This is a genomic window from Arthrobacter sp. K5 (assembly GCF_040448525.1).
GTDB classification, from domain to species: Bacteria; Actinomycetota; Actinomycetes; order Actinomycetales; family Micrococcaceae; genus Arthrobacter; species Arthrobacter globiformis.
This window is the reverse complement of record NZ_CP159279.1, coordinates 487,662-504,045: the sequence shown is the minus strand read 5'-3', so window position 1 is coordinate 504,045 and position 16,384 is coordinate 487,662. Positions and strand designations below refer to the sequence as shown.

The window sequence follows — 16,384 nt, the reverse complement described above, 5'->3', positions numbered from 1 at the left end:
CATGCCTGACGGCGGACGAACTTTCGGGGCAGACGGCTTCCTAGGCTGCTGTGGATGACGACCAGTATGGCCATGGATCCACTGGCAGCGGTGGTTCAACGCCGTCGAAAGCAATCTGGCTCCCAACTCCGTCTAGGTCGTCGGGAGATTCCGGAGGTTCGGGATCCTGGTCAAACCAGTCCGGCAGCCCCTGCCATTCCTGGCCGGGCGGCGGTTCCGGCCAGGTGGGTGGTTCCCAGTCTTGTTGTTCCGCTGGGTAGGACCGTCCGGTGGGTGAGATCCAGCCGGGCGGGCTCTCACGGGTCACGCCGACCGGTCTCCACGCTGTGGCGTGTTTGAGTCTGTGGTGTTTGGGGCAGGGCTGGCCGAGGTTGGTGACGCCGGTGGTCCCGCCGTCGGCCCAGGCGAGGATGTGGTCGGCGTCGTTGTCCAGGGAGTGGTTGTTGCAGCCCGGGAACGTGCACCGCGCGTCCCTAAGCCGCAGCCACTGGCGCATCGGCTTCGTGAGCCGGTAGCTGGTGCGTCCGATCTCCAGTGGTGCTCCGTCCCTCGGATCGGTGAGCACTCTCAGGAACGACGCAGCGCCGTCGGCGACGAGCCGGCGGGCCATCGACGGGGGGATCGGCCCGTACCCGTCGAGTGTGGCTGGTTCCTCGGTCAGGCCGAGCAGCGAGAACACCGGCACCGTGACCAGCACCTGGGCCCTGGGGGAAGGCACCTTACCGGGCGGGACGGATCCTGCCGGCGCAGAGCCTGCGGGCATGCGGTGAAGACGCTGGCCCGGGCCGAGCAGCCATGCGGCGGCCACGTCCGCGCGCAGTTGGGGGAGGGTCCGTGTTTCGGCAGGTCCCTGCAGGGTGCGGGCGGCGGCGGTGGTGCGGTCCCAGATCCCGGCCGCCTGGTCCGCGGGCAGGTACGCCGAGAGCCAGGCCATGCCGTCCCGGTCCGGGGCATACTCCAGCCGCCGGTCCGTCACACACTTGTGGTGCCGTTTTTCAATGCTGACCGGATGGTGCCGTTCCCGCCAATACCGGGCCTTGGCCCGGAACCTTGCCGGGGTCAGCTCCCCCGCCGCGCAACCCCGTGCCGGGTTTGGTGCGTCCGGGTCCAGGAAATGCGCCTCAAACGCCGCCGCCGCTTCCGGCGACAGACCCTCGGTCTCGTCACACATGATCCGCCCGTGCTGCCACGACAGCGTTCCCGCTCCGAGCGCGGCAAGGGTCAGCGGCAGATCCGTGCTCAGCCTGGCGGACTCTTCTAGAAAGCGTGCCGCCGCTCCTTCGCTCACGGTCAGCGCGCACGCGACCTCGGCGGTCACCGACATCTCCAGCGCGTCCCGCTCCGAGACAGACGCATCAGGAGCCGCCAAAGCCGCCGCGGCAGCAGCGAAACCAGCCGCGGCCTGGACCTTCAACGCAGCCACCCTGGCCTCTAGCCTGGCCGTCCCGGCCAGCACATCCAGCCACGCATCCGCCTCATCCCGCAACGGATCAGCAACGGTCAAACCCCCAGAACCGGTCACCGACACGGAACCCGCCACGGCGCCGGCCGCCTCATGGACAAAAACAGCCAGCACAGCAACAGAGGACCCGATGCCCTTCACCGTCTGCACCGCTGCCTTCGCATCCATACCCACAGCATGACAGGGGGCTATGACAATAAAGGGTCGAAAATGCACAATATACGGATCGGACCGAAAAGATTTTTTAGACTTCTTGAGAACGAAAACCCGGTAGCACATCAGGGCGTACCCAGCGCTCAGAACGCCCTGATCTGCCACCTACTTGGGCACTTAGAGAAAACGCAAAGCCCACGTCCTGACCTGCACGGCCTAGGAAAGCAGGCCGTGCAGGAGCTTGGGAATCCCGCTACCTCCGGACCACGACGTCGTCGATGTAGCTGTCGCCCATCTGGCGCGGGTGCTCGGCTCCGAACTGAACCTTGCTCAGGCTCGTGGCTCCGAGGACAAGCCGGTTATTGGAGTACACCCGGGCGCCGTCGAGCCAGATCTCAATGGAGGACTTGTCGCCTTCGGCCCGGACCTGCATCTGCACATGGTGCCAGGTATTCAGGGTCATGTTCCGGGCCAGGAGCTTGGTGTAGGAGAACGTCCCGTTGGGGTTGGTGGTCCGCAGCCAGGGCGTGCCCGTGGCATTGTCGCGGAAGACGTCGGCGATGCGCGTGCCGCCGGAGAAGAACCGCACGTAGGGAACGTTGTTCCCGCGGAGTCCGCCCGACACGATGTTGACCCAGGCTTCGGCGCTGGCCCTCTTCGTGCCGGCCTCGAGGCCGTACCCCATGTTCGCCACGGACCCGACGGTATCGGTCGCCCGCAACCGGACCGAACACGTGCCGGTGTGGGCCCTGGGGCTGGCCACGGCCACAATTCCGTTGCCTGACCGGGTGGCCACGAACGGCGCGATGGTATTGCCTTCAAAAGTTGTGGAGGTCAGCACCTTGCCCCCGAGGTTGCTCACCGGGACTGCCGTTCCGGGACGGCAGGTGGCCGCCAGTGCGGCCTGTGATGAACCGAAAATCAGGCTGCCCGACAGCAGCAGCCCAAGGCTTCCGATCGTGCCGAGTTTCCGTAGCTCGCCCATGGCATGTCCTCACTGTTGTTCGGTTTGGTCTCCGTAGCCATCCAGCTTGCACCCCGGGCCATGATCGGCTCCGGAGGTTGGGAAAACCTTGGGGCACCCTATGTGGCGCATAATTGCATGACCGAGAGGCAAGAATTCCGACGGCGGCCAGGGCAAAGGAGGTCCGGATGCTGAGGCTTCCGCGCATCACGGTGGAGGTTCCGGTCCTCAGCGTCGGCGCCAAACCCGCTGACTACGAACAGCTCGCTGCCTACGCGGACGGGCTGCGCAGGCCGCAGGGCCTTCACATGACCCTGCTCCACATCGGCATCCTGGAGGACTTCGCCGCCGACGTTGCCGACTGGACCAAGGGCGCCACTGACCCGGCCGCGGCCGCCGTCAAGACCGCGGACTGGCTGCGCGGCCTGCCCGTGCTGGAGGGCTTCTCCGGAACGGCCGAGCGGCTCGTTCTGTTCGGCGGCGGCCGGGTTTCCGGCCTCGAGGTGGAGGTGCCCCAGCACGTGAGGGATTTCCAGGTCGGGCTCGTCCAGGCCCTCCATGAGTTGCTGGACGACCTGCTGGTGGACAACCCCGATGACTTCATCCTCAGCTCCCGCGCCCTGGGCTTCAGATATCCGCGGTGGCGCCCCCACGTTGCTGTAGGCAAGCCAAAGTCGCAGGGCCCCTCATGGGAAGGCCGTCCACGGGAACGCAGCGGCTCCTGGGAAATCCGTCCGCTCACGGTGGAGTTCGGACCTTCGCAGATCAGGAACCGGCAGCTGCTGCCGGGACCGGCCGACGGCATTCCGTAGCGGTTCGCCTTCCGTGACGGCTGGCTTTCCAAAGCACGACGGCGGGACTCACCTCGCGGGTTTGACCACCATGGCGGAGCCTCCCCCGCGCCTGACCGGCTCGGCGGCGGCGACCATGCGCCCGCCCGACTTGAACTCGATGGCGGTGGCCGCCCCGATCTCTGCTGCCGAGGTGAACGCGTCGCCGGACGGGGTGAACACGTGGCCGAACGGCATCAGCGGCTTTTCGTAAAGCGCGATGAACCCGGGCTCGGCCGTGACCTTGGCCGAATTCCGCTGCGCCGCCCGCGGAGCCGCGATGGCATCAGAGATGTTCATCCCCAGGTCCACCCTGTTCAGGATGGTCTGCAGGACGGTGGTGATGATCGTCGAGCCGCCGGGCGAGCCGAGGGCGAGGAACGGATCGCCGTCCTCGAGGATGATCGTCGGCGACATCGAGGACCGCGGCCGCTTGCCGGGCTCAATCCGGTTCGGGTCCTTCGGGTCGTACACCGTGGAGAAGTCGGTCAGCTCGTTGTTCAGCAGGAATCCGCGGCCGGGAACCACAATGCCCGATCCACCGGTCTGTTCGATGGTGAGGGTGTATTCGACGACGTTGCCCCACTTGTCGGCGACCGTCAGGTTGGTGGTGGAGATGTTCTCGGTGTCCTTCTCGCTGGCGGGGGCGGCCGCGGGTGCTGGGCACCCGCCGTCGTAATTTGCCACGTCACCCGGCGCGACGGGCTTCACTGCCGCCAGCTTCGGGTTGATCTCGCACGAGCGTTCCTTGCCGAACAGCGGGTCCGTGAGTGCGTCGGTGGGAACGTCGACGAAGGCGGGGTCGCCCACATACTTGCCGCGGTCCGCAAAGGCGAGAGCGCTGGCTTCGAGGTAGTGATGCAGCGCGCTGGGCGTGGACATCCCGGCGAGGTCGAACGGCTCAAGGATGTTCAGCGCCTCGCCCACCGTGGTGCCGCCGCTGCTCGACGGTGCCATGCCGTAGACGTCCAGGCCGCGGTATTCGACGTGGGTGGGCGACTGGTTCAGGGCGCGGTACTGGGCGAGGTCCGCTGTGGTCAGGTGGCCGGCCGGGACGGGCAGCTTGGTGGTCTTGGTCTTCGGCGGGGCCTGGACGGTTGACGCTATCTCCTTGGCTAGCGCGCCGTGGTAGAAGGCGCGGGTGCCCTTGTCCGCCAACAGCCGGTAGGTTGCCGCGAGGTCCGGGTTCCTGAAAATACTGCCGACGGCGGGCGCGTCACCGCCGGGCAGAAAGAGCTTGCTGGTGGAAGTGAACGCCGCAAAGCGGAGCTTGTTATCGAGTGTCTGCTGGCGGAAGGTGCCGTCCACCACGAAGCCGCGGTCCGCGACGTCGATGGCCGGCTCGAGGACGTCATCCAGGTCTTTGGTTCCCCACCGGTCAAGCGCGCGCTCCCAGGTGGCCGGGGTGCCGGGCACGCCCACCGATACGCCGCTGGTGACGAGCTCGGGCGTGAAGTTGTAAGGCTTTCCGGTCTTCGGATCGATGAAGGCATCGTGCGGCATGGCCGCCGGCGCCGTTTCACGGCCGTCGATGGTGCTCACATGCCCGCTGTGTGCGCTGTAGAAGACGAAGTACCCGCCGCCGCCCACTCCGGCGCTGTACGGCTCGGTCACCCCGAGGGTGGCCGCGGCGGCGACGGCGGCGTCCGCCGCGTTGCCTCCCCGGCGGAGGATGTCGATGGCCGCTGCGGAGGCCTCGGGGTCCACGGTGCTGACGGCGCCGCCGTATCCCGTGGCCGTGGCGGTCTTTTTGGTCTCCCGCTGGTCAGCAAAAGCGGGAGTGGTGACGGACCCCGCCGTCACGCTCAAGGCCAGGGCCGTGGTGACGGCGGCTACTCGGCTTCTCAGGTTTGGCATGGTCGCTCCGGGGTGGGTGTTATACGGGTTGACGGTACTGTCACGCTACTCCGCCGGGGAAGGACACTCAACGGCCGTGTGCTTCATCGGCAGCGGCGCGCTGGCGGCGGCTGGCGTACAGGAACGGCACCGCGGCCAGCTGGATCACGCCGCTGACGGCCAGCGACGCCGAGTAGCCGTAAACATCGGCTGCCCGGCCCAGCAACGGCTGCACCACCACACCGCCGCTCGAACCTGTGAGCGAGGCGAAGCTGAGCACCGTGGCCCGCTGCCTGGAGTCGATCATGTCGTTGAGGTAGGCCTGCCCCACCGGGGTCCCCACCTCGGCCACCAGCGCCCACACCGCCAGAAGTACCAGGGCCACCCAGAACTCACGGGTGAACCCGAGCGCCACCAGGATCACTGCACTCACGGCGCCGCTGAGGATCAGCACCGTGGTGCGTTTGCGGACCAGGCGCCGGAAGCGCGGCGCCAGCCAGCCGCCGAGGACCTCGGCCCCGGCCACGATGGCCGCTGCCAGGCCCGCGATGCCGTAGGCGCCGCGGTCGCCGAACAGCTCAAGCAGGAACGGCTGCAGGGCGTAGAAGACGTAGATTCCGACGCCGGCAGTGAACGGGGCGGCCAGCATCACGTAGCGGACGGGCGGGTTCTTCAGGCCGTTCTCGATGGAGGCAGCCAGGACGGCGCGCGTCGCCTGAAGGGGACGCGCCGAGTGCTCGGGGGTGAAGCCGACGTCGTGCATGAGCCACAGGGCCACCCCGAACATGGCCAGCAGCACGCCCACGCGCAGCAGGAACGGCACGCCGAGGTCGGTGGCCTGGGCGATGGCGCCGCCCGCGACCGACCCGATGAGCATGGCGGTGCCGGAGATCATCTGGCCGCGCCCCAGCACCGTTTCCAGCGCGCCGTCGTAACCGGAGAAGTGCAGCGCGTCCACGAGCCAGGCCTCCACGGCGCCGGAGAAGAAGGTGAAGCCCAGGCCGAGCAGCACGGATACGACTGCCCACGCCCAGAACGCCGCGGAAAGCTGCCACAGCAGGTAGTAGAGGAGTGTCGAGACGGCCAGGGTGGCGGTGCCGAGCAGGAAGGAAACGCGGCGCCCCCAGCCGTCTGCCACCACACCGGTGGGCACCTCGAAGAGAACCATGCCGGCGGTGAAGAAGGCATTCGCGGCAAAGGCTTCGAGGTTGCTGAGCCCGGCGTCCAACAGGAAGAGCGTGTTGATGCCCCAGATGAACGAAGCCGCAAGGGTATTGCCGAGTGTCAGCGTCAGGTAGATGCGCTGCACCTTGCGGGCCGCCGGGTTCATCGCCTCGCTGTCCGTCCCGGCGCGAAGTTGGGGCACGAAACCCATTCTCGTCGTCTTCACCGGAGGCCGCCAGAGACCCTTTTATCGGGAGGCGTTCGAGCGTAGCGTCATGCCCAACGGAGTAGGCGGCGAACGGCAGTGCGGCTCCGGTCCGCACAGCGCCGCCTCATGCTGAGCCGTCGAAGGAGGCGGGCATGGCTGCTGGCTGGAACGCTGATACGGCTGCCGGTCCTGTGGGGTCGGACACGGTCACCTTGGTGGAAGGTTCGTCCTTCTGTATCTCCTCGGCGAACGGGGACATCCATCCGGAGCACCCGCACGGGGTTTTTCATGAGGACACCCGCATCGTGTCCCGCTGGAACCTGTCCGTGAACGGCCTGCCACTGGAGGCGCTGACGGCAGAAACCAAGGAGCCTTACCGGGCGCTGTTCATTGGCCGGGTTCCCCGCTCCGACGGGTACGCGGACAGCCCCCTGATCGTGGAGCGCCTGCGGGAGGTCGGTGCAGGAATCCGCGAGGAGATCACCATCCGGAACTATTCCGCGAAGGAGACCGAATGCGTCGTTTCCCTCAACGTGGAGTCGGACTTCGCGGATCTCTTTGAGGTGAAAGAGGCCCGTGTCCAGCGGCGCTGGGAAGAATCCCGCCGGCCAGAGGACGATTCCCTGGTGATTAGTGCCGGCTGGCAGGACCTCGTCAAGAGCGTCGTCGTCGATGCAGCCGGCGCCGAGGTCACCGCCGATTCCCTTACTTTCCGGACGGTGGTCCCGCCGCGCGGTGCATGGAGCTCCCGGGTGAGCGTGGCGCCTGCCGCCAACGGCGGCGGGGTCCCGCCGTCGTCGTTGGTCCGCCCGGCAGCGGGTGATCTTTCCCCGAGCGACCGCCGGCGGCAGGAATGGGTGGCCAAGATACCCCAGCTGCACATGGGCAACCGCTCTATCGAGCGCACCCTGCGGCGCAGCTACGACGACCTTGGTGCGCTGCGCATCGAGGATCCCGCCCATCCGGAGCGGATCGTGGTGGCTGCGGGTGCGCCGTGGTTCATGACGCTGTTCGGCCGGGACTCGCTGTGGGCCTCGGAGATGGCGCTGCCGGTTGATCCGTCCCTGGCCCTGGGCACGCTGCAGACGCTGGCCGACCGGCAGGGCAAAGTGGTGGACCCGATGAGCGAGGAGGAGCCTGGGAAGATCCTGCACGAGGTCCGGCTCGGTGTCTCCAGCGGGTTGGCGCTGGGCGGCAAGAACGCCTACTACGGCAGCATCGACGCCACGCCGCAGTTCGTGATGGCGCTCGGTTCGGTGAGCCGCTGGGGCTTTGGCCGGGACACCATTGCCGAACTGCTGCCGCATGCGGACCGGGCGCTGGACTGGATCCGGAACTACGGCGACAAGGACGGCGACGGGTTCGTCGAGTATGAGCGGCTCAACGATCAGGGCCTCATCAACCAGGGCTGGAAGGACTCGTGGGACGGTATCAACTTCGCGGACGGGACGCTGGCGGAGCCGCCGATCGCACTCTGTGAAGTCCAGGCGCTGGTCTACTCTGCGTTCATGTCCCGGGCGTGGATGGCGTACGACGCCGGCGATGCACCATTGGCGGCGCAGCTCACGGAAGAGGCGGCGCAGCTGAAGAAGAAGTTCAACGAACAGTTCTGGCTGCCGGACCGCGGCTATTACGCCGTCGCCCTGGACCGGGACAAGCGGCCCGTTGACGCATGTGCGTCCAACATGGGGCAGTGCCTGTGGCACGGCATCATCGATGAGGACAAGTTGCCCCAGGTGGCCGAGCGGCTGATGTCACCCGAGATGTTCAGCGGCTGGGGCGTCCGGACGCTGGGCAGCGACATGGGAGCCTACAATCCGGCGAGTTACCACAACGGGTCGGTCTGGCCGCACGACAATGCCATCATCGCGGCGGGCCTGCTGCGCTACGGCTTCGTGGACGAGGCGCAGCGGATCGCGACCGCCCTGCTGGAGGCGGCCGACTACACGGACGGCCGGCTCCCGGAACTGTTCTGCGGCTTCAGCCGGGACCAGGTGACCGAGCCGGTGCCCTATCCGACGGCGTGCTCCCCGCAGGCGTGGGCAGCCACCACGCCCATCATGCTGGTGACCAGCCTGATGCGGTACGACGCGCACGTATCCCGGGGCGGCATGTGGATGGACCCGGTCCTGCCCGAATCCTTCGGCGACCTGCACATTACCAACGCGCCTATGGGCGGCGGCCGGATCACCATCAACATCACGGGTTCCGAACCTTCCGTGCAGGGGCTGCCGGAGGGACTGACCTTCCACCGCGAACACCGGCCGTGGCTGACAGAGCTTATGGCTGAAGCCGGGCTGGGTAGGTGACCTCGGCCTAGGTCCGCCGGTCCAGCGCCTCCAGCAGCCGGCGGACGGAGCCGCCGAGGTTCCACTCAGTGGAGAGCCGCTTGAGTTCTTCCCGCGCCGCACCCGTGACGGGGTGCAGTTCCGCGCCCGCTTCATCGAGGGACGGCAGCTCCAGATTCCGCACCACGTTGACGACCGCGGGCGCGACGTTGAGATAGTCCGCGGCCGCAGCGAGCTTGGACCGCACCGGGCCCGACACTCTGCCTTCAGGGTCCGCCGCAGCCGCGAGCAGCCCGTCGAGCGTGCCGTGTTCCAGGAGCAGCGCCGCCGCGGTCTTCTCGCCGATGCCGGCAACACCGGGCAGCCCGTCCGAGGCATCGCCCCGGAGGGTGGCGTAGTCGGCGTACTGCGCGGGGAGAACCCGGTACTTCGCCACTACGACGGCGTCGGTCATGACTTCGAGGTTCTTCATCCCCCGGGCAGTGTAGATCACCCGGACCTGGCGGGCGTCGTCGACCACCTGGAAGAGGTCCCTGTCCCCCGTCACCACGTCGACCGGAAGGTCAGCGTGGCTGGCGTAGGTGCCCACGACGTCGTCGGCCTCATGCTCCGGAACACCCACGACGGCGATGCCGGCGAGGTCCAGCACGTGGCGGATCAGGGGGATCTGCGCCTCAAGGGCGTCCGGCACCACCTCCACGTCGGCCGCACCCGCCACCACCTCGGCCACGCGGTGGGCTTTGTAGGTCGGAATGAGGTCGACCCGCCACTGCGGACGCCAGTCGTCGTCCCAGCAGGCCACAAGATGCGTGGCGCCGTAGTCGGTGGTGAGCCGCGCGATCATGTCGAGCAGGCCGCGGACGGCGTTCACCGGGGTGCCGTCGGGGCGGCGGATGGTGTCGGGCAGGCCGTAAAACGCACGGAAGTACAGGGAGGCGGTGTCGAGCAGCATCAGGCGGTTGACCATGACTGATCCTGACATGGAATCGCCGCGCGATGCCCGGGACACGGGCCGGAAGTGGGAGGATGGGCGCATGGAACTGCACATCACCGGCGACGAAGCCGCCGACAAACTGCTCAGCGATGACGCCTTCGCGCTGCTCACCGGCATGCTGCTCGACCAGCAGGTGACCATGGAGTCGGCGTTCGCCGGACCCGAAAAGATCCGCACACGCATCGGGTCCATCAGCCCTGCGGCTGTCGCCGAACATGACCCGGCAGGCTTCATTGAGGTCTTCAAGGAACGCCCGGCAGTACACCGCTTCCCCGGCTCCATGGCCGGCCGCGTCCAGGCGCTCGCCGAGGCCGTGCAGAGCGAGTGGGGCGGCGAGGCAACTGCCATCTGGACCCGGGACGAACCCAACGGCAAGGAAGTGTTACGCAGGCTGAAGGCACTGCCGGGATTCGGCGAACAGAAGGCCAAGATCTTCCTGGCACTGCTCGGCAAGCAGTGCGGGCTCCAGGCGCCGGGCTGGCGTGAGGCCGCGGGCCACTACGGCGAAGAGGGTTCATACCTCTCGGTCGCGGACATCGTGGACCCTGAGTCGCTGACGAAGGTGCGCGCCAGCAAGCAGGCAGCAAAGGCCGCCGCCAAGGCAGCGAAGGCGCCGGCCGCCGGGTAGTTAAATACGACGGCGGCCGGTGGCCTTGGCGGGGCTGCTCAGTATTCGGGGCTGCTCAGTATTCGCCCTTGATCACGAAGTAGGAGCCGCGGATCACCCCGGCCAGCTTCGACTTCTGGCGTGCGAACTTGAAGCTTGCTGCCAGTTCCTCCGGGACGTCCTGGCCTTCCGAGAGCTTGAAACCCACTGCCCGTTTCGCTCCGTCTTCGATGCCGTACATCACGTTGATGGCCAGACCGGATTCGTAGAACACATAGGCCATCCGGAAACCATCCACTTCGAAGGAAGTAACCTCGAGCGGACGGGCGGAGATGACGATGTTGCGCTCGTCGGAGAGGATGCGGTTCACCCAGTCGAGCGTTTCCGGCGCCTCACTGGCGGGCCGGACGGTGAACGCGTGGTCGTACTTGTTCTTGTAATAGCGCGCCTCGTTGGCACGCAGCCCTGCCAGCGGTTCCGCCACTGGAGACGATTCCACGCCGACGGTGGACACGTTCTGGAAGTCTACGGTGTATGGCATGCGCCCTCCTGGTAATGGTTCGTCGCATTCCTCACCCTAATATCCAGGGCCGCGGCCCGGCTTCTCGATTCCTGATCGCTTGGACTAGTGCGCGACCGGCCCGAACGCCTTGGGCTGAAGCCGTGCCAGGAGCACATAAACGACTACCGTGGCCAGGGTTGACGGCAGCGTAGCGGTAGTGAAGGCAAACACGGGAGCGGAGGCAAATGTGACCGGGTCAAGGAGAAGGAAGTAGACGACGATTCCAACGCCCATGCTGACGAAGCCCGTCACATTCAGGCCCTTCCAGTACCAGTACGCCGAACCTGCGCCGTCGTTATACAGGCCATCCAAGTCCAGACGCTGCTTCCTGATGATGAAGTAGTCGGCGATTTGAAGCCCGCACAGCGGGCCGAAGACAACGGCCGAGAGGGTGAGGAACGTTCCGAAATTGGCGTAGAAGGGCTCCGCCAGGAAGATGATCACCACGGCCACAGTCAGTCCAGCCACCGTGGTGGAGCCTCTCCAGCTAAGGCGGGCGTCGATGGCAGGCTGCTGCTTCAGGGAAAGCGCCGCCGTGTAGGTTCCGACCATCGCCGTGCCGACGTTGGCAACGATGATGAACGCGAATGCCGGCAACGCCAGCCACACGCCGCCGATTTCCAGCAGCCCGGGCAGTGGATCTCCACCTGAATCCGGAAAGACCAGCCCGGTGTAAAGGCCAATCAGGCAGATGACCGCGAGGGCGAGGCCAAGTCCCAGCGTTACAGGCAGTACGGACTTCTTGGTGCTCTTTGAGAACCGCGTCATGCCACCGACGTAAGGCCACCAGGACAGGGCCGTAGCGAGCATGAGTTCGATGGCCGTCGTGTAGTCCAAAAGCTTGTTGCCGCTTGCGGCGCTCGGCTTGGCCTCGAGGAGAGCACCCCAGCCGACCTTGGCAACAATAACGATGATCACCATGACCCCGAGAGCAAGGACCGAGCAGGCAACGATCACGCCGACCCTTCGAAGAATGCCGGGGCCGCGGCTGATCAGCGCCCACACCACCAGGAGGCAGATGAGGCTGCTCACAGACTGGGCGATTGGCTCGTTAGCCTCGCTGACGACGCCGAGAGTAACCAGCAGCAACGCAGCGGACTTTCCGCTGAAAATCATCAGGGTGGTCCCCCACCCGATGGTGAAGAGAAAGGTGAGGGCGACGGTGAAGAGTGAACCACGGGTTCCGAAAACGGGCCGGGTTGAGCGGACCGCCTCCAGCCCGTACCGCGTTGCCATTGGCACCGTGGCCAGGAAAACCAGGAACATTCCTGCCAGCATGGCCGCGATCATCACCACCGACCCTTGCGCTGCCGGCAGATAGAAGGCCACATAGCCGCCGATGATGAAGCACCAGGTGGCTACGGCAGCCTGGGCGGAGCTGAAGAACAGGGACTTGGGGCTCCAGTTCCGCTCGTGGCTCAGCAGCGGAAGCGATCCTTCAGTTCCCGACGTGGAGATTTCGTCCGTGGTCTGGCTCACAGGAACCACCCCAGGATCAAGGCGATAACGGGAAGGGCCAGGGTGACGGCGTGCAAGGTTCGCATGTCGGTGAACCTGAAAGGGGGTTCCAGGCTGCCCGCTTGCCACTCGGCCAGTCTGGCGTTCAGTTCTTCTGCGTACTGCTCTTTAAGTGTGCTCATGTTGTACCCACGTTCAAGGAGTTGGAGTGGTGGTGGACCGCGGCGCTGCGGCCAAGACTTAGATTTCGGAGTAGCGGAAGGAGTGTGACTCCGCACCGTCGCGGTTGGGACCGTAAATAGTGACCATGCGCGCGTAGACGGGCGCCCAGTACCGGCCGGTCCGTCCGGGATTTACCCGTGCCGAATCGCCGGGCCTCAGGATGACAGTCTGGCCCTCGCACTCGATGTGGAGTTCGCCTTCCAGCACGAAGTTGGTCTCGGTATGGGGGTGGAAGTCTTCCCAGCCACACGCCTCCAGCTCCCACTCCGAGAGGATGAACTCGTCCCAGGGGCCCACGGGATCGGAGTTTATGAACCTGCAGCGCAATCGCTGCCATTCGTCCTTCATGACCTTCTTCGACTTCGCAGGCCAGAAATCGATCGCCTCACCTGTGGTGGACGTCAGGTTCTGAGGGGTGGTTGTCGTCATTGTCTTTACCCGTTTCTCACGTAGGGACATCTGCTGTGCGGGGATCTGCTTTGGGAATCTGAATCAGATTGAGTCATCGTGATCTGCGTCACGGCGCTTTCAATACAGTGACAGGGACGCTTGTTCCAGTCAATGGTTCAGAACTAAAGATCTCGAAGCGCTCAGGAAAAAGCCCCGCCCGACGCTCCGGGAAAATCTTCAACTTGAACGCTTGACTCGGACAGCTGTCCATGTGAAAGTTTTGGAACACGAATACGTGACTTGCTTCACACCGGCCGGGCTCGACGCGGAGCCAGCCGGGCCTCTCGACACAGAGATTGTCGCGTTGACCACGGTCCCCCCGGAGCCCCAACCCCGGCTCTGGCTTGATCCCGACACAGTCCCTTTGGCGCCAACGCCCCTTTGTACCAAAGCACCCCCGTCAGCGCCAGGCTGTTCACTTCAGAGAAATCCCTTACAACACCACTCACAGGAGAAACCCATGGAAACTCTCGTAGGAACCCTCACCAAGGCCGGATCCATCCACAAGGTCGAAGGCGGCTACGTCGGCCTTCCGCCGATGAACGAGCCCGGAACGGTCGCCGCAATCGGCGACTCCCTCCACAACCCCACAGGGTCGGTCATGAGCGCCGGCTTCTTCGAGCTGAAGGCTTCCGAGCCGCTGGTGTACACATACACCTACGACGAAATGAAGGTCGTCATCAAGGGCGAGTTCATCCTCACCGACGAGACCACAGGAGAAGTCACCCACGCGAAGGAGCGCGACGTGCTGTTCTTCCCCAAGGGCACCACGGTCAAGTTTGAGACCCCCGAGTACGGCCTGGGGTTCTTCACCGGCCACCGCTCCTTCGCTCCGTAGGCACAGCACCGTAAGCACAGCTCAGCAAGGACTCCCCCGCGCACATTGCGCACCCCGCCTAGCGCAACCACGGCGTCGCAGAGCAGCGACCCACACGAACCATTGGAAGAGGAGAGAAGCATGACATTACGAGTCGGAATCATCGGTGCGGGGCCCAGCGGCCTGGCACAACTGCGGGCCTTTGAATCAGCGCGCCAAAAAGGCGCCGACATCCCTGAGATCCTGTGCTTTGAGAAGCAGAGCGACTGGGGCGGACAGTGGAATAACAGCTGGCGGATAGGGCTGGACGGCAGCGGCGAGCCGGTGCATTCCAGCATGTATCGCCACCTATGGTCCAACGGTCCCAAGGAGTGCCTGGAGTTCTCGGACTACTCCTTTGACGAGCACTTCGGCCGCCCTATCTCTTCCTTCCCGCCCCGCGAGGTTCTCTTCGACTACATCAAGGGCCGCGTGGAAAAGTCGGACGTCCGCAAGTACGTCAGGTTCAACACCGTTGCCCGCCACACCACCTACAACGAAGCAACGCAGGAATTCACGGTGACGGTTGAGGATCTCAAAACCAACCTCACTGAAACCCACGTCTTCGACAAGCTTGTGGTGTCCACCGGCCACTTCCACGTTCCTTCCGTCCCCGAATTCAAAGGGATCAAAACCTTCCCGGGCGAGGTCCTGCACGCGCACGACTTCCGCGGAGCCGAGCGCTTTTATGGCAAGAATCTGCTCATGATTGGCAGCAGCTACTCCGCGGAGGACATCGGCATGCAGTCCCACAAGATGGGCGCCGCATCCATCACGCTCAGTTACCGCACGGTCCCGATGGGCTATCACTGGCCGGCCAACACGGTGGAGCGCCCGCTTGTCACCCATTTCCTGGGCCCCACCGCCCACTTTAGCGACGGCACCCAGGGTGACTTTGACGCCGTCGTACTTTGCACCGGATATCAGCACAAGTACCCGTTCCTGCCCAGCGAGATGTCGCTGAAGTCGCCGAATGTGCTGTACCCGGGCAACCTGTACAAGGGCGTTGTGTGGCAGCAGAACACCAATCTGTTCTACCTGGGTGCTCAGGACCAGTACTACACCTTCAACATGTTCGACGCGCAGGCCTGGTTTGCCCGCGACGTCATGACCGGAGCGATTGACCTGCCGTCCTTTGCCGACCGCGAGGCGGACATCCAGCTCTGGCTCGAGCGCCAGGCCACCCTGCCTGATCACGACGCAGAGGCCGATTTCCAGACGGACTACCTGCGGGAACTCATCGACGCCACCGACTACCCGCCGTTCGACCTGGACGCAGTGTCCCAATTGTTCAAGGACTGGATGCGCCACAAGCATGACGACATCCTGGGTTACCGGGACATGCTCCACCGCTCCGTGGTGACCGGCACCATGGCCACTAAGCACCACACCCGCTGGCTCAACGCCATGGACGATTCCATGGAGCGCTACCTCAACGGACCTTCCCAGGACGCTGATAATGGCGCGACCGTCCCGGACATCGTGGCCGCCAGGTAGTCTCTGGCCGAGGCCACACTCTATGCACGGCCTGGCACCCCGGACCGCGAACACTCTCCCGAGAAGTGACGCGGCCCGGGGCCAGGCAGCCCCGCTTAACCACCGCCGGCTCCCGGTACGCATTCCTCAACATGACACCCGTTCCAGTCAATTGTTCAGGACAATGGTGTGAAACCTTTGTCCAAGCAATAGTCTTAAGGAAAATGTCCCTACGGGGCCAGAACCGGGAGACGGGAGAGTGAGCCATGCGGATATCGTCAGCCGATCGTAAAGAACAGTTAATTGCCGCGACCGTGGAACTGATGCGGCGCGAAGGTGTCCAGTATGTGACCATGCGGGCCATCGCCAAGGAGGCCAACGCGCCCCTGGCCGCGGCCCATTATTGCTTCAGCGACAAGAGCGAACTCATGGACGCCGCCGCAGAGGCCTGGTTGAAGAACCTGAACCGCTATTCCAGCGACGTCCCGGTCCATCTGGGACTGCGAAAGGCTGTGGAACAAGTCGCGGAAAACTACTGGCGCGCCTTGGAGGAAGAGCCCGGCAGCCTGCTTGCGGAAATCGAACTCATTCTGTGGGCAACGCGCAATGCGGCCTCCAGCCCACTGGCGGGGAAGATCTATCCCGCCTATGAAGTGGAGCTGGGAAACCTATTCGCTGCCGCCGCCCAGGGCAACGGTGACAAGTGCCTCATAGACGCCGCAACGCTGGTTCGGACCTTTCTGATGATCTACGACGGAGCGGCCATTCAGTACATGACCGACCCGAAGGCCGCCGACCACCGCGGCAATTTCTTTCTGGTGCTTGATGCTCTCCTGGCCAAAGCCGGCGTCTAG

General features: G+C 65.1%; 15 protein-coding genes. 6 read left to right on the top strand and 9 right to left on the bottom strand.

Annotation, left to right across the window (positions count from 1 at the left end; genetic code table 11):
* Window positions 1-40: 40 nt before the first annotated feature.
* Both ABRP34_RS02130 and ABRP34_RS02125 read right to left on the bottom strand, forming a co-directional pair.
* Window positions 41-1,630, bottom strand: coding sequence for a DUF222 domain-containing protein (locus tag ABRP34_RS02130; protein ID WP_353712086.1), 1,590 nt, complete (start codon window positions 1,628-1,630; stop codon window positions 41-43).
* Window positions 1,631-1,868: 238 nt separating this feature from the next.
* Complete coding sequence (locus tag ABRP34_RS02125; RefSeq protein ID WP_353712085.1) at window positions 1,869-2,600, bottom strand: hypothetical protein; 732 nt, start codon at window positions 2,598-2,600, stop codon at window positions 1,869-1,871.
* A gap of 167 nt (window positions 2,601-2,767) precedes the next feature.
* On the opposite strand from ABRP34_RS02125, the gene ABRP34_RS02120 reads away from it, so the two are divergent.
* Window positions 2,768-3,391 (top strand): hypothetical protein, encoded by a 624-nt coding sequence (locus tag ABRP34_RS02120; protein ID WP_353712084.1) that lies wholly within the window; start codon window positions 2,768-2,770, stop codon window positions 3,389-3,391.
* A gap of 48 nt (window positions 3,392-3,439) precedes the next feature.
* Here ABRP34_RS02120 and ggt read toward each other — a convergent pair whose 3' ends face one another.
* Both ggt and ABRP34_RS02110 read right to left on the bottom strand, forming a co-directional pair.
* Entirely contained in the window at window positions 3,440-5,266 is a 1,827-nt protein-coding gene (gene ggt / locus ABRP34_RS02115; protein ID WP_353712083.1) for a gamma-glutamyltransferase, read from the bottom strand.
* A 67-nt stretch (window positions 5,267-5,333) separates the two neighbouring features.
* Window positions 5,334-6,575 carry an MFS transporter gene (locus ABRP34_RS02110; RefSeq protein WP_083839699.1) on the bottom strand — a complete coding sequence of 414 codons (1,242 nt, stop codon included), beginning with the start codon at window positions 6,573-6,575 and terminating at the stop codon, window positions 5,334-5,336.
* A gap of 194 nt (window positions 6,576-6,769) precedes the next feature.
* Here ABRP34_RS02110 and ABRP34_RS02105 point away from each other — a divergent pair, with 194 nt between their 5' ends.
* Window positions 6,770-8,926, top strand: coding sequence for a glycogen debranching N-terminal domain-containing protein (locus tag ABRP34_RS02105; RefSeq protein WP_353712082.1), 2,157 nt, complete (start codon window positions 6,770-6,772; stop codon window positions 8,924-8,926).
* A 7-nt stretch (window positions 8,927-8,933) separates the two neighbouring features.
* Here the strand turns inward: ABRP34_RS02105 and ABRP34_RS02100 are convergent, their stop codons facing one another.
* Window positions 8,934-9,872, bottom strand: coding sequence for a 5'-3' exonuclease (locus tag ABRP34_RS02100; RefSeq protein WP_353712081.1), 939 nt, complete (start codon window positions 9,870-9,872; stop codon window positions 8,934-8,936).
* A 67-nt stretch (window positions 9,873-9,939) separates the two neighbouring features.
* Between ABRP34_RS02100 and ABRP34_RS02095 the strand changes: the two genes are divergently transcribed.
* Window positions 9,940-10,527, top strand: coding sequence for an HhH-GPD-type base excision DNA repair protein (locus ABRP34_RS02095; RefSeq protein ID WP_003805435.1), 588 nt, complete (start codon window positions 9,940-9,942; stop codon window positions 10,525-10,527).
* Window positions 10,528-10,582: 55 nt separating this feature from the next.
* On the opposite strand, the gene ABRP34_RS02090 is transcribed toward ABRP34_RS02095, so the two are convergent.
* The 4 genes from ABRP34_RS02090 to ABRP34_RS02075 form a co-directional block, all read right to left on the bottom strand.
* Window positions 10,583-11,047, bottom strand: a complete 465-nt coding sequence (locus tag ABRP34_RS02090; RefSeq protein WP_353712080.1) for a phage tail protein — start codon at window positions 11,045-11,047, stop codon at window positions 10,583-10,585.
* A gap of 84 nt (window positions 11,048-11,131) precedes the next feature.
* Window positions 11,132-12,547, bottom strand: coding sequence for a cytosine permease (locus tag ABRP34_RS02085; protein ID WP_353712079.1), 1,416 nt, complete (start codon window positions 12,545-12,547; stop codon window positions 11,132-11,134).
* Window positions 12,544-12,708, bottom strand: a complete 165-nt coding sequence (locus ABRP34_RS02080; RefSeq protein ID WP_003805428.1) for a hypothetical protein — start codon at window positions 12,706-12,708, stop codon at window positions 12,544-12,546. Before ABRP34_RS02080 ends, ABRP34_RS02085 begins: the two co-directional genes overlap by 4 nt.
* A gap of 58 nt (window positions 12,709-12,766) precedes the next feature.
* Window positions 12,767-13,177: a cupin domain-containing protein gene (locus ABRP34_RS02075; protein ID WP_353712078.1), complete on the bottom strand. Its 411-nt coding sequence runs from the start codon at window positions 13,175-13,177 to the stop codon at window positions 12,767-12,769.
* A 481-nt stretch (window positions 13,178-13,658) separates the two neighbouring features.
* Here ABRP34_RS02075 and ABRP34_RS02070 point away from each other — a divergent pair, with 481 nt between their 5' ends.
* The 3 genes from ABRP34_RS02070 (at window position 13,659) to ABRP34_RS02060 (ending at window position 16,384) form a co-directional block, all read left to right on the top strand.
* The gene (locus tag ABRP34_RS02070; protein WP_314195918.1) at window positions 13,659-14,036 is read left to right on the top strand and encodes a cupin domain-containing protein; all 378 of its coding nucleotides are present in this window, start codon (window positions 13,659-13,661) and stop codon (window positions 14,034-14,036) included.
* 120 nt (window positions 14,037-14,156) lie between these two features.
* A complete protein-coding gene (locus tag ABRP34_RS02065) occupies window positions 14,157-15,551 on the top strand; it encodes an NAD(P)/FAD-dependent oxidoreductase (RefSeq protein ID WP_353712077.1) in 1,395 nt (464 codons plus the stop codon).
* 332 nt (window positions 15,552-15,883) lie between these two features.
* Complete coding sequence (locus ABRP34_RS02060; protein ID WP_353712076.1) at window positions 15,884-16,384, top strand: TetR/AcrR family transcriptional regulator; 501 nt, start codon at window positions 15,884-15,886, stop codon at window positions 16,382-16,384.

Coding starts and splice junctions, on each gene's coding strand:
- ABRP34_RS02130 (WP_353712086.1), bottom strand. CDS start 1,630: ATGGATGCGAAGGCAGCGGTGCAGACGGTGAAGGGCATCGGGTCCTCT.
- ABRP34_RS02125 (WP_353712085.1), bottom strand. CDS start 2,600: ATGGGCGAGCTACGGAAACTCGGCACGATCGGAAGCCTTGGGCTGCTG.
- ABRP34_RS02120 (WP_353712084.1), top strand. CDS start 2,768: ATGCTGAGGCTTCCGCGCATCACGGTGGAGGTTCCGGTCCTCAGCGTC.
- ggt (WP_353712083.1), bottom strand. CDS start 5,266: ATGCCAAACCTGAGAAGCCGAGTAGCCGCCGTCACCACGGCCCTGGCC.
- ABRP34_RS02110 (WP_083839699.1), bottom strand. CDS start 6,575: ATGAACCCGGCGGCCCGCAAGGTGCAGCGCATCTACCTGACGCTGACA.
- ABRP34_RS02105 (WP_353712082.1), top strand. CDS start 6,770: ATGGCTGCTGGCTGGAACGCTGATACGGCTGCCGGTCCTGTGGGGTCG.
- ABRP34_RS02100 (WP_353712081.1), bottom strand. CDS start 9,872: ATGGTCAACCGCCTGATGCTGCTCGACACCGCCTCCCTGTACTTCCGT.
- ABRP34_RS02095 (WP_003805435.1), top strand. CDS start 9,940: ATGGAACTGCACATCACCGGCGACGAAGCCGCCGACAAACTGCTCAGC.
- ABRP34_RS02090 (WP_353712080.1), bottom strand. CDS start 11,047: ATGCCATACACCGTAGACTTCCAGAACGTGTCCACCGTCGGCGTGGAA.
- ABRP34_RS02080 (WP_003805428.1), bottom strand. CDS start 12,708: ATGAGCACACTTAAAGAGCAGTACGCAGAAGAACTGAACGCCAGACTG.
- ABRP34_RS02075 (WP_353712078.1), bottom strand. CDS start 13,177: ATGACGACAACCACCCCTCAGAACCTGACGTCCACCACAGGTGAGGCG.
- ABRP34_RS02070 (WP_314195918.1), top strand. CDS start 13,659: ATGGAAACTCTCGTAGGAACCCTCACCAAGGCCGGATCCATCCACAAG.
- ABRP34_RS02065 (WP_353712077.1), top strand. CDS start 14,157: ATGACATTACGAGTCGGAATCATCGGTGCGGGGCCCAGCGGCCTGGCA.
- ABRP34_RS02060 (WP_353712076.1), top strand. CDS start 15,884: ATGCGGGCCATCGCCAAGGAGGCCAACGCGCCCCTGGCCGCGGCCCAT.